Origin of the sequence: Kosakonia sp. MUSA4 (genome assembly GCF_013085925.1) — a bacterium.
In the GTDB taxonomy this organism is placed as follows: Bacteria; Pseudomonadota; Gammaproteobacteria; order Enterobacterales; family Enterobacteriaceae; genus Kosakonia; species Kosakonia sacchari_B.
Window position 1 is genome coordinate 3,790,724 of sequence record NZ_CP025697.1, and the last position, 12,433, is coordinate 3,803,156.

The 12,433-nt window shown below is 50.6% G+C and carries 10 protein-coding genes; 5 read left to right on the forward strand and 5 right to left on the reverse strand.

Translation table 11 applies throughout. The features are described 5' to 3' along the window. Nucleotides 1-367: 367 nt before the first annotated feature. The 5 genes from C0557_RS17850 to C0557_RS17870 all read left to right on the forward strand — a co-directional run bounded on the left by C0557_RS17850 (nucleotide 368) and on the right by C0557_RS17870 (nucleotide 5,057). The gene (locus C0557_RS17850) at nucleotides 368-1,486 is read left to right on the forward strand and encodes a YbdK family carboxylate-amine ligase (RefSeq protein WP_208659949.1); all 1,119 of its coding nucleotides are present in this window, start codon (nucleotides 368-370) and stop codon (nucleotides 1,484-1,486) included. A gap of 209 nt (nucleotides 1,487-1,695) precedes the next feature. Continuing rightward, on the forward strand, nucleotides 1,696-3,603 hold the full coding sequence (locus tag C0557_RS17855; protein WP_208659951.1) for a methyl-accepting chemotaxis protein: 1,908 nt from the start codon (nucleotides 1,696-1,698) through the stop codon (nucleotides 3,601-3,603). A gap of 74 nt (nucleotides 3,604-3,677) precedes the next feature. Continuing rightward, the gene (locus C0557_RS17860; protein WP_072439994.1) at nucleotides 3,678-3,920 is read left to right on the forward strand and encodes a DUF1158 family protein; all 243 of its coding nucleotides are present in this window, start codon (nucleotides 3,678-3,680) and stop codon (nucleotides 3,918-3,920) included. 199 nt (nucleotides 3,921-4,119) lie between these two features. Then, nucleotides 4,120-4,329 carry a YdgH/BhsA/McbA-like domain containing protein gene (locus C0557_RS17865; RefSeq protein ID WP_007370927.1) on the forward strand — a complete coding sequence of 70 codons (210 nt, stop codon included), beginning with the start codon at nucleotides 4,120-4,122 and terminating at the stop codon, nucleotides 4,327-4,329. A gap of 128 nt (nucleotides 4,330-4,457) precedes the next feature. Then, nucleotides 4,458-5,057 carry a nitroreductase family protein gene (locus C0557_RS17870; RefSeq protein ID WP_208659953.1) on the forward strand — a complete coding sequence of 200 codons (600 nt, stop codon included), beginning with the start codon at nucleotides 4,458-4,460 and terminating at the stop codon, nucleotides 5,055-5,057. Between the two features lie 80 nt (nucleotides 5,058-5,137). Here C0557_RS17870 and C0557_RS17875 read toward each other — a convergent pair whose 3' ends face one another. From C0557_RS17875 to C0557_RS17895, 5 genes are all read right to left on the reverse strand, one after another. After that, a complete protein-coding gene (locus C0557_RS17875) occupies nucleotides 5,138-6,574 on the reverse strand; it encodes a hypothetical protein (protein ID WP_208659955.1) in 1,437 nt (478 codons plus the stop codon). Between the two features lie 109 nt (nucleotides 6,575-6,683). After that, entirely contained in the window at nucleotides 6,684-8,009 is a 1,326-nt protein-coding gene (locus C0557_RS17880) for a hypothetical protein (protein WP_208659957.1), read from the reverse strand. Next, entirely contained in the window at nucleotides 8,006-10,417 is a 2,412-nt protein-coding gene (locus C0557_RS17885) for a TcfC E-set like domain-containing protein (protein ID WP_253073736.1), read from the reverse strand. The genes C0557_RS17880 and C0557_RS17885 overlap by 4 nt, the downstream gene beginning before the upstream one ends. 173 nt (nucleotides 10,418-10,590) lie before the next feature. Beyond that, nucleotides 10,591-11,091 carry a CS1 type fimbrial major subunit gene (locus C0557_RS17890; RefSeq protein ID WP_208659959.1) on the reverse strand — a complete coding sequence of 167 codons (501 nt, stop codon included), beginning with the start codon at nucleotides 11,089-11,091 and terminating at the stop codon, nucleotides 10,591-10,593. Nucleotides 11,092-11,127: 36 nt separating this feature from the next. Beyond that, nucleotides 11,128-11,898: a hypothetical protein gene (locus C0557_RS17895; protein WP_208659961.1), complete on the reverse strand. Its 771-nt coding sequence runs from the start codon at nucleotides 11,896-11,898 to the stop codon at nucleotides 11,128-11,130. Between the last annotated feature and the right edge of the window lie 535 nt (nucleotides 11,899-12,433).

A 12,433-nucleotide genomic window follows, 5' to 3' on the forward strand; every position in this document is an offset into this window, starting at 1 on the left:
AGACATTTAACAGGCAAGATACATACCAGCCGAATAAACAAGAATTTATCGCATTCAGACGCGGAAAATATCAGAAAGGGTTATTGCTCAGGGTATTACGCGGTGTTACGGATAACAGCTTTATATAGTTCACGGCAGTAGGCGCACCCATTTCGGGAAAAATGTTGCAAAAATGCACCATTAAATCGGGAGAATAGTGGTTTCCTGGCGATATTATTTTTCTGTGCGACTATTTATTAAATCTTTTCATGATCATGCATAAATCATAAGCAATCACTTCAATACGGGTAACGCATGCGGCGGCAAAAGAGGAAGGATCAGTCATTCACTTCCATAATAATGGAAACTCATTTCATAAGGGACGACTATGCCGCTAGCCGATTTTCATGTTTCGGATCCGCTGACCCTCGGTATTGAAGTGGAATTACAGGTGGTTAACCCGCCGGGCTACGATTTAAGCCAGGACTCATCCCGGTTGATAGAGGCGATGAAAAGCCAGGTGACAGGTGGCGAAGTGAAGCACGATATCACCGAAAGTATGCTGGAGATCGCCACCGGCGTTTGCCGCGACATCCATCAGGCGGCGCACCAGTTTTCTGCCATGCAACAGATAATTTTGCAAACCGCGTCGGCGCATCACGTACAGATTTGCGGCGGCGGCACGCATCCATTCCAGAAATGGCAGCGCCAGTTGGTGTGCGAGGATGAGCGCTATGCCCGCACGGTGGAAATGTTCGGTTATCTGATGCAGCAGGCGACCGTGTTTGGCCAGCATGTACACGTCGGCTGCGCGAATGGCGACGACGCCATCTATTTGCTGCATGGCCTTTCCCGCTTTGTCCCGCACTTTATTGCGCTTAGCGCCGCTTCGCCCTACAGCCAGGGCACCGACACCCGCTACGCCTCGTCGCGCCTCAATCTTTTCTCCGCCTTTCCGGATAATGGCCCGATGCCGTGGGTGGCGAACTGGCAAGAATTTACCGGTCTGTTTCGCCGCTTAAGCTACACCTCGATGATTGAGAGCATTAAAGATCTGCACTGGGATATTCGCCCCAGCCCCAATTTTGGCACGGTTGAGGTGCGGGTGATGGACACGCCGCTGACGCTTTCCCACGCCATTAATATTGCCGGGCTTATTCAGGCGGTGTCGCACTGGCTGCTGGCCGAGCGCCCCTTTAAGCACCAGCCGCAGGATTACCTGCTGTACAAGTTCAACCGCTTCCAGGCGTGCCGTTACGGCCTGGACGGGATTATTACCGACGTTCACAGCGGCGAGCAGTACACCATTGGCGAAGATCTCACGCGTCTGCTGGAAAAAATCGCGCCGTGGGCCGACAAGCTCCATGCCGGTAGCGCACTGGATGAACTGGCAGCGCGAGTCAAACGCGGCAAGAATGAAGCGCAACTGATGCGCGACTTTGTGGCGGATGGCGGCTCATTAATTGGCCTGGTGCAGAAACATGCCGAAATTTGGGCAGCAGGCTAATCAGAATTTACTCAATTGATAATTTTAGCGCAGCTTAATGCTTTGCTGCGCTAAAATATATTTTCAGCGTTACTTACAAAGTAATAATCATAAAGTGGTAGAAGCCCCTGCCGGAATTGATAAATATCAACAAGCCTCGTGTTATAAATAAAGAATGCCTCTTTCTCCCCGATAAGCCATATAAGTTAAAGCCAACCTGAGGCATCTGTATGAGATGGATTTATCGTTTATCAATGAAATTGAAATTATTGCTGGCACTTTTTCCTTTATTGTTTGCACTCATAGGGTTAGCGTCTAACGGCATCCTGAGTCGTCTTGAAACAGGCCAGCAAATGCGTACCATTATGAACTTAACATTGCTGGCAAAATATGCCGGAAGCGTTATTCATGAATTACAAAAAGAACGGGGATTGAGTGCCGGATATTTAGGCAGTAAAGGCCAACAATTCTCCGCTGAATTAAACGGTCAATATCCACACTCTTCCAAAGCCATTACGCAATTAACTGAAGCACTTAAACAATTTCCCCTCCAGCAAGCGAATGGCGATATTCGTCACGCGCTGGAACAATTTCAGCAACATCGGCAGGGAATCGACGCGTTTCGTCAGCAAATTCGCGGGCAGAGCGTAACCGGCACCGAATCACTGGTGTGGTACAGCGCCATGATTAACGACCTGCTTAATGTCGTCGGCGGGATCAGCCAGTTGACCGATAACGGGGCGATCGTCAACCAACTGGCGGCCTATTACAGCATCCTGAATGCCAAAGAGCAGACCGGCGTCGAGCGCGCGCTGATGTCGAACGTCTTCTCCGCCGATCGCTTTACCGACGGCCAGTTTCGCCAGTTGAATGAAACGGTGGGCAAGCAACTGTCGTGGTTCGCGGCGGCGCAGGCCTTCAACACGCCAGCAGTAAATGAAAAACTGGCCGCACAGTTGCAGACGCCGCAAGCGACGCACGCCCTTGCACTGCGCCAGCAGGCGATTGACCATGCGGCAAACGGCAATTTTGGCGTGGCGCCCGCAGACTGGTTCAGTGCTCAGACGGCGCGGATTAATGCGCTCAAAACGGTGGAGGATTCAGCCTCCGATACGCTGCTCGCCACGGCGCAGTCGCTGGCGGACAGCGCCTGGCGCGGGGTGATTATCTTTGCGCTGGTTAGCGTCGCGGCACTGGTGGTGGCGCTGTTCTTCGCCCTGCTGGTCGCCAGTAGCATTCACCGTCAGTTGCACCACTCGCTGGCAACCATCGAAGGGATGGATGGCGATCTGACCCAGCGCCTCGACGTGCCCGGTAGCGATGAGCTGTCGCTGCTTAATCGCGCTTATAACCAGGCCATTGAGAACATTCAGCATATTGTCAGCGAAATAAAACAGGGCGCCGCCGTGCTGCGCAGCGCCAGCGCGGACATTGCCGATGGCAATCAGGATCTGGCTTCGCGTACCGATGAACAGGCCGCATCGCTGGTCGAAACGGCCGCCAGTATGGAGCAGATAGCCACGGCGGTGAATCTGACGGCGGATAACGCCATTGAAGCGAAAAGGCTGACCGAAGAGATGGAGCAGCAGGTGCAGGAAGCGAGCCGCGTGGCGGCAGAAGCCAGCAGCAGTATGCTCGCCATTCGCGGCTCCAGCGAGCAGATCTCCAGCATTGTCAGTTCCATCGACGATATCTCTTTCCAGACCAACCTGCTGGCGCTGAATGCGGCGGTAGAAGCGGCCCGCGCCGGGGATCTGGGCAAGGGCTTTGCGGTGGTAGCCTCCGAGGTGCGTAATCTGTCGCAGCGCTGCGCCAGCGATGCCCGGCAGATCCGCGAATTAATAAGCAGGAATATGGAGCAGATCGAGCAGGGCGTAACGCTGGTGCAGGCTTCCGACCGGGCTTTACAGTCGGCGAAAGCCAATACCGGGCAGATGCTGGCGTTTGTCAGCGATATCGCCCATGCGGCAGGCGAGCAGTCGCTCGGCGTCTCGCAGGTGCATGAAGCGCTGAACCAACTGGAGCAGGTGACCCAGCAAAACGCCGGGCTGGTGGCCAGCGCCGCCAGCGCCAGCCAGATGCTGGATCAACAATCACAAACCATGACGACGCTGGTCGATCGCTTCGTGGTGGCATGATCCACCGTTCGGGGAACGTTGCGCTGCGGCGTGCTTTCCCCGACAATGCGTTTTTTCACCAATGATTAACGCTTATGAAACACCCGCTCGAATCGCTGGTTACGCTGGCAGGCATTCTGTTGATGGCCTTTATCTCTGTCCTGCTGCTCCCCGCGCCCTCACTGGGCCTGCAACTGGCGCAAAGCCTGATGCAGCGCTTCCATCTGCTGGATTTGAACCAGCTTTATACCCTGCTCTACTGCCTGTGGTTTTTACTGCTTGGCTGCATTGAGTTTTTCGTATTGCGTTTTATCTGGCGACGCTGGATCGCCGTCTGAGAACGTTTGTTCCCTCTCCCTGCCCTCTCTGCGGCAGGGCATCGCGACGCTTTTAGCGCAGAATTCATTCCATAGTTGTTCTAATTATTTGAACGTTATCCGCAAATAGTTCAGCTTTTTCTTCGTATTCATCAGGCATATGATTTATCACATCAGGGCAACACAGCCCTCCCAAACAAAACAATGCAGGAATACGACCATGAAATTCATCAAAACTTTCGTTGCAGTTGCCGCACTGTCCGCACTCTCTTTCGGTTCTTTTGCCCAGAGCATCAGCGCCAGCGCATCGACGCTCTCCGCCGCTGAAGCCAAAATCGCTGCGCAGGCGGAAAAAGCCAACGCGTCTTACAAAATCACCAGCGCACGTGCTGACAACGGCGTGTATATGACTGCTGAACTGACGAAATAAATTACCCAGCCGGAATAACAAACAGGATAAGGCGAGCCATGAACCCGTTGCAGAAACTTTTTAGCGCTTTGTTCCCGCAGGCCGCAAATAGCGACACCACGGAATTACCATTAACTTCAGGAGCCGTTATGTCAGACAATTTTCTTGCTTTAGCGAAACAGCGCAGAACCATTTATGCTCTTGGTAAAAATCTGCCGGTTGCAGAAGAGGTTGTTATCGAAACCATTAAAGAAGCCATTCGCCAGGCGCCTTCTGCGTTTAACTCGCAGAGTTCCCGTGCGTTGATTCTGTTAGGTAAAGAGCATACGAAGTTCTGGGAGCTGACCCGCGAGCAGTTGAGAAAAATTGTTCCGGAAGAGAGTTTCAAAGCGACATCCGACAAACTGGATGGTTTTGCCGCCGCCGCGGGTTCGGTGCTGTTCTTTGAAGATCAGGACGTGGTGAAAGGGTTGCAGGAGCAGTTCGCTGCCTACGCCGATAACTTCCCCGTCTGGTCAGAACACAGTACCGGTATTGCCCAGTACGCCGTCTGGCTGGCGCTGGCCGAAAAAGGCATTGGCGCGAACCTGCAACACTACAACCCGCTCGTTGATGCTGACGTGCAGCGTAGCTGGAATATTCCGGCGAACTGGAAACTGCGCGGCCATATGAACTTCGGTTCCATTGTGGCTCCGGCGGGTGAAAAAGCCTTTATGGACGATGACAAACGTTTTGTCGTTGCCCGCTAAGTATTCCTGAAACCACCCCGGTAAAGGCGAAATCCCCCGCTCGTTGGCGACAATGCGCGGGGATTTCTTTTTGGGTCGCTTTACTGTGTTTGCGTATCAAATATCAGCGTTACCCCGCCTTTCCATGTTGAACCTGGCGCTTTCACCATGGTTTCCACCGCAGGCCTGAGCACGCGGAAATCAACATGCGAGCGCCGGTCAACAATAAATGCATCCGGAGAGTCGATCGCCAGCCCATTTGCTACGCTCGTCATGCGCATGTTTTTTACGTCCACGCCGTTACTTTTGAAACCCGGCATTGTCATCATGACTTCTACCGGCACCGTATCACTGTTCTGAGTGTTCTTCAGGCCACAGTTCTGGTTGCCGCCATCATGCTCGCACTGCATTGCCACGGTAAACTTCGTCGATGAAAAGAGTGAAAAAGGCACCTCTTTACTTAATGACTTCGGTATCTGGCCACCGTTAATCCACTGCTCCCAGCCGCCCTGTGCGCCGAGTATGACATTTTCACTGCTGCCGCCTGTCGGGAATTTAAGATTGAACTCGTGCTTCACCGTGGCTTTTAACAGAATGCGGATTTCATCGTCCGATGTGCTTTGCGCATTGAAATCAATATCGCCGTTTGCACCGACGTGATAGACCAGTTCACCTTCATAATTCCCGCCATAGACGTCTAAAGGATTGGGCGTGATCAGGGTATAACCCAGGCTGAAATTATTAATACGAACATCGCCCTGAAATGACCCATTTTGCGACTGGAGTTTTCTGTAACAGGTCACCTTTCTTTCTGGGATCCCCCAGCCAAACGAATAACTCGAACCGGTGGCCGTCCCCACGCCGGTACGACCAGAACAGCCGCCGGACGGATAAAGGCCGGTTGAGGTCATGACAAGATACAAGCTACCGCTATTCGCATTAACCCGATTAAAGACCATACCAAAAAAGGCAATACGGAATACAACGGTGATGGTATTCCCCGTCGCAGGATCGGTCAGAGTTAGCGTGCGCGGAGTACCGTCAACGGTAATAGAGGTATGATTTTGTTCGAGATCGGTAGAGGATGTATCAAGATATTTATTTGCCTCCAGGCCCGGGATAACAATACTGAATTCATTACTGGCACAATAATTTGAATAGGAAACACAAAATCCAGAAACTGGCGTGGTATTGGTAAATTGATTTTTATGCGGCTGACTGATATTTGCAGCGAAATCCGTGGTGATATCGATCGCGGCAGCCTGCAACAAGAAAGAGAGTGGTAATAATAAGAGGATAATAGCCCATTGCAAAAACTTTATAGTTTCGCAGTTTCGCAGTTTCGCAGTTTCGCAGTTTCGCAGTTTCGCAGTTTCGCAGTTTCGCAGTTTCGCAGTTTCGCAGTTTCGCAGTTTCGCAGTTTCGCAGTTTCGCAGTTTCGCAGTTTCGCAGTTTCGCAGTTTCGTGATATATTTTATAGGGTCAATTTTAATATAACTATCGGAACACAATTCTTTATTATTAACGAATTCACTCATGCATTTCCCTTGCCGTAATGTTGTTATTACGTCCTTATATTTCGGCGTGGTGAAATACCACGCCTGCTAAAATTAGATTACGTACCGATGCATTGACGCCGGGAAATGTTCACTGCGTCTGGGTATCAAATATCAGCGTTACCAAACCATTCCATGTTGAGCCTGGCGATTTGACCATTGTTTCTACTTCTGGCCGGAGAACGCGAAAATTAACGTACGAGTGTTGGTCGATAAGAAAAGTACCTGGTGGATCAATCGCCACCCCGTTTGCCGCTGTAGTCAGCCGCAAATTATTCACCCCCGCGCCGTTGCTGGTAAAACCCGGCAGTGACAGCGACACTTCCAACGGCACCTTCTCGTTGCCATTCGCTAAGCCACAATTCTGATTGCCGCCGTCAATCCCGCACGACATTTTCACCACGAAAGGCGTTGATGACGTCAGAAGAAACGGTACATCTTTAGCGAGTGAATCCGGAGCGCGCCCGCCATTAACCCACTGATTCCAACTCCCCTGGGCATCAAGCTTGACATTGAGGTTATTACTTCCCCCAGGAAAGAAAATATTAAACGCATGTTTTACCGTCGCGGTTATATGAAACCGAATCTCACTGTCTGAATTATTTCTCCCGTGGAAATCAACATCTCCGCCATCACCAATGGAATAGATAACTTCTCCCTCATAGTTTCCGCCATATACATTCAGAGGATCCGGAAGATCAAGCATATAACCAATACTGACATCACTTATTGCCACCGATCCGGTAAATTCGTAAATACTATCCAGTTGGGCGTAACAATTCATTTTGTGATCGCCATTAATACTCCAGGCGAGTTTACCTATACGATCACTAATATCAGCAGTTTCATATCCACAGTACGCCCAAACAGGGGGACCTGAATTCGCTATCGCCCGTCCCAAATCTTCATTACCAGTCAGGCGCGTAAAAGTCATACCCACAACGACAAGGCGGAAATTCGCACTTATACGGCGCCCCGTCGCAGGATCGATCAATTCAACGGCCCTTGGCGTAGCATCAAGTGTTAATGAGGGGTGATGCGTCATAAACGTTGGATAGGCTGAGTCAGTTATCAGATCTCTTTCAGCCGTTAAACCGGGCACAATGACACTAAATACGGCATTAAAATCCCCGTTTGAGGCACACTGAGCTGGATATTCAGCACAAAACCCGCTCACCGGTGTGGTATTAACAAATTGATTATGTTGAGGCTTGCTGATGTCTGCCGCAAATTCTGCGGTGATATCTATCGATGCAGCGTGAACCACGAATGTAAATAATAAACAGCAAAGCGCAATACTCTTCATCCCAATTAATCGGCATAAAAAGATGCTCATGCGATAAAGCAGGTTTTTTTTTATATCGCTTTGCAGGCGGCCATCATTTTCACCCTTTTGATTAAGTGCATTCCGTTTCATGTTTTTATTTTTCCTGTCTCATCGCTGGATTTCATTTCTGTCTGTGCCGCTTGCGTCAGACCATCGCACACCAGATTGCCAACAAACCACACATCGTCCTGAGTGCTATGCGGTACATTCGGATCGAGCTTAATTTCGCAGGACGCGCCGGAACGCTGTTCGATATTCAGCACCGGAATATTTTTTTGCATTTCCAGGGTGAATAAACCGTCGGACTCACTCATCGTTCTGCTGGCATGGTTGACGACATTTGCGCCGCCAAGTGCTTCACCTTTGCTGTTGACGAGACGGCCCATGACCGTGACCGTTTTCATCACCCGGACGTTATAAGCATTCACGCCGCCGCGGATATGCTGGTAAGAGAGGTATTCCGGCTCAATCTTCAGCGCTGGCGCATCCGTACCGGCAAAATCGAGCTGAATGGTGCCCGGCTTCCAGGCATCAACCGGAATAAAGTTGCGCCCGGCCGACAGCGTTTTTTGCCCGCCGGGATAGAACGCCAGCAACTGCGCGTTTTGATCGTCCGAATCCACATTAACAATCACTCCACCGCCCTGGTTGTAAGAAGGCAGTTTGGACATCGCCAGCTCGCCCTTACCGAAGGCAATCAGGCTGCCGGTATTAATACCGCCGGAAAGGCGGCTATCCTGCGTGGAGCTTTGTCCCCAGAAGCTGCCCTGCGCCAGCGCCGTATCAAACTGGTTGGAGGCACTGACGCCTACGCCATGACGATCGCCCGTCAGCGTGGCCACCGTCGAGCGAATCGGACTGTTTTCTCCCCACTGCTGATTGACCGACGCCAAGGTATAGAAATCGCGTTCTCCTTGCGAATCAGTACGGCTGCCGAGGCTGATATTGCCGCTGCGGCTCTCGCTGCCCAGCGAGAAGCTGGCGCTCAGGCTAACACCCCGGTTACGCAGGCTACTGCCATCACCATAGGGTCTGTCGAACCCGGCAACGCGCCAGTTAACCGCCGTTTTACCGATCATCGTTTGGGTGTTAAAGCCAATATCGACGCCAACGCCACTGTTGCGGCTGCTGTGGCTGAGACGCCCGGTGATGCTATTAATGCCGCTAAAACGCCACGTGCTGGAAAACGAAGTGGTGTTTTGTTGTGAAGGACGGCTGTCATATTGATACAGCTCATCGTCCTGGCGATACCAGCTACGGCTGTGGCTTAACGCAACATTACCCTGTTTGTGGGTCCAGATGGCCTGCGTGTCAAAACCATATCCGGTTACGTTGCTGCGCCACAAGTTGCCATAAAGTTGCAGTGCATCGGCCAGTTGCCAGTCAATGGAACCGCCAGCCTGGCGTTCATCGCCGGTTTTCTGTACTGCCATTCCCAGCGTCAGGCGCGGGTAAAGCAGATAGCTGAGGCTGGCACCCGCCGCCGGATCGCCATTTTGTGAATCCGGATCGCTGTTCCACAACGTTCGCTGCTGGCCGAAAAAGAGGTTATAGCGCAGGCGCTGGTCGGGGTTGCGCCATGAATAGGGTTTATTGATGGTCTCTGTGGTACGGCTGGTTTCTTTACCGTCTTCCAGCACCCGGATTTCAACTTCATAGATGCCCATCGGTAATGAAGTGGTATCCAGCACCTGCAAGCCTGGTACCACCGGTTGGGAGTTGATCAGAGAACCGTTGCGATAAATCTCCGCCACGCCTTCCCGGTTTGCCGTGACATAGACCGGATAGAGCGAAGGCGTGCCGCCCTCTTTCATTCGCGTATCGCTACTACCGACCATCACTCCCGCAAGGGTGCTGATCCCGCCCCCGGGCAGATAAGGCTGGCGTAATAGCCCCTGGCTGTCGGGCATAAACAGACCCGCGCGAAGAAAGTTTTGCTCATATTCACGCTGGGCATACAACGAGGTAATGGCGTGGCGCGACAGCATATCCTGCCCTTGCGCGCGGCTTTGATCCTGCTGAAACTGGCTGCTCAGCGACCAGTTGCCTATCGCAGCATCCAGCCCGCCGTTCCAGCTCAGTGTCGACTGCTCTTCACTGCCGCTGGCATTAAACTGGTTATTCAAAATGATGCCGGAGTCGCCACCTTCTGGCAGGCTGTACCAGAGATCATTGCCAGCCATTGCTGCAGGTGTCAGTAAGGCAAGACTTGCATCACTTAAACTGTATTCCACCGCCATCAGCCCATCCGGGCAGTTGCGGGTACACTCCCCCAGCGGAACCAGCGTTGAAAACGCCTGTAACCATCGCTGGCGATCTTCTTCTGTATATTCGCTGTCGCTGACATCGGTAAACTGAACAATGCGGGTCTGATTATCTTCCGTCAGCACTATCATCGCATCACCCAGTTTTTTACCATTTAGCGTCACTTTGGCGGACAACGGGGAATTGAAGAAATGCGCTTTGAAATCTTCAGGCATAAGTGCAGTCTGGCTCATTAAAGACTCTGTACGAGCATTGGCTGCACCGCTCCCGACACAGAGCAACAGCGAACCCATAATAAGGCGAAAGTGAGACATAGTTTTTTCACAATAAGAAGCAGCGATACAGCAGAAGAAAGGAGGAGAGTAAGACTCTCCTCAATGCAATGACTTTACGTCGATAGCGAAAATTAAGGGTTCGGTGTTCCGTCGGTATCGAAGATCATCGTGACGGCGCCAATATAGTTCCCGCCAGCCGGACGGGAACCCGACGTGCCCTGCTGACTCACTTCGACAGTTGCCGTTTTTTCCGTTGCCGCTTCAGAATCGTTGTAAAGCTCAACGGCAGTGGTGGAATTCGTGGTTAATGTTTTACCGGCAATTCTGACATCCAGATTAATGGCATCTGTGCCATTCGCTGTCGTCAGTACCGGCGTGCTGCTTAAATAAGCTTTAATATTGCCGCCGGTATTTTTCATTTGCAGTTGCTGTGAGAAAGGATTAAGTGACTGACCACCTTCATTCCAGCTCATTTTCTGCGTTTGTGTATCCCAGCCATTTACCGGCGTGATATAGAAATCATTGTCCGGAATCGTAGCTTCAACGTTAAAATCAATTGTCGGTGAAGCGGCGCTGGCGCCAAATGTTGCCGCCAGCAGAGCGGCGAGTGCTAGTTTATTTGTCGATTTCATCTTTATCTCCATTAAATAATGTCATTAGCGACGTAGTTACGAGGAGCTCCCCGTTGAAAGATTTTTTTTCTGACTCCCTTCAGTCAGACTGTAGAGCCAGACTTTATTTTCCTCAGCCGTCCGTTCAAGTTTGCTGCCCGGACGTAGCTGGACATTAACAGGTGAACCGCAGTTTTTTAGACTCCTGTCACAGCTCTTAATACCGCTGATGACAACCGAGGCATTGCCATTATTAGAAACAGAAAGTTTGTTATTACTGCTCGCCACCAGAGTATTAAATTTTGTCGTTTCCGGTTGAACAGTAACTATCGTGCCAAAGCCCGTTAAGACGGTGACACCGGCATTGATTTGGTCCTGATAGGCTTGCATATCTTTATTATCGAGACCAAATCCTTCCGTTTTGCTTGGCACCACCGGAATATAACGTACCCGGTAATACCTTTCTTTATCGCGCGAGCCGGTAAACACCAGCCGATTTGTTTGCATACCGTTGGCCGGAATAATCAAACGCGGCGGTGATGAAATGATACCGGTGCCTTTCCCGCTGATCAGTGCATTTTCATCAAGAGGATGTTCAGTGGCTGTGCCGCTGTTTTTATCATAAATAATTTCGCTGACACTGACCCGGACAAATGCGGTCGCATCGCCAGTATTATATATCCGTTTTGCCAGCGTATTTTTCTGCGCAGAAATATATTCATTTAACGCACCAACATTAATAGCTGGCCCCGCCAGGCTGGTATTCACTAGTCCAACGTAAAGCATGGCAAATAAAGCCACACTACCGCTCATGGAAGAAATTCGCATTGGTGTCATCCCGGGAATAATCAATTACACAAAATAGAGGGTGCTTATTACTTATTAAAGTTTAATTTACCGATATCCGATAGTCACATAAAAAAGACTTAAAAAAACTTAATTAAGAGCTTAAGCATTTATTTTCAGGAAGATAAAAAACCATTGGTATAAATATGCCGAGAATGGAAAATAAGACTAAAACAAAATCCACCAACCCCTAAAGTAAATAATCTTAAATCATTTTCAGCGGCGCCTGTCGGGGATTAATTGAAATATGATAATTCTTAACACAAGAGTCCTTTAAATATAATCACCAGAGCATGATAAATTTCTACGTTATTAACGCAAACCGTTACTTGAGAATTTCAGAAGGGAACCAGGATAATTCATATTTTTATTCTGTCGGCGCGGTTGCGGATTAAGAGCGCGCTATTTCAGCGTGCGTGATAGCCACAACTGATTACCGCGTAAAGCGGATACCTGTTTTTGCTGGTGCTATAAACGAAAAACCCCGACGGCTGGAGAACAGCGTCGGGGTTCATTT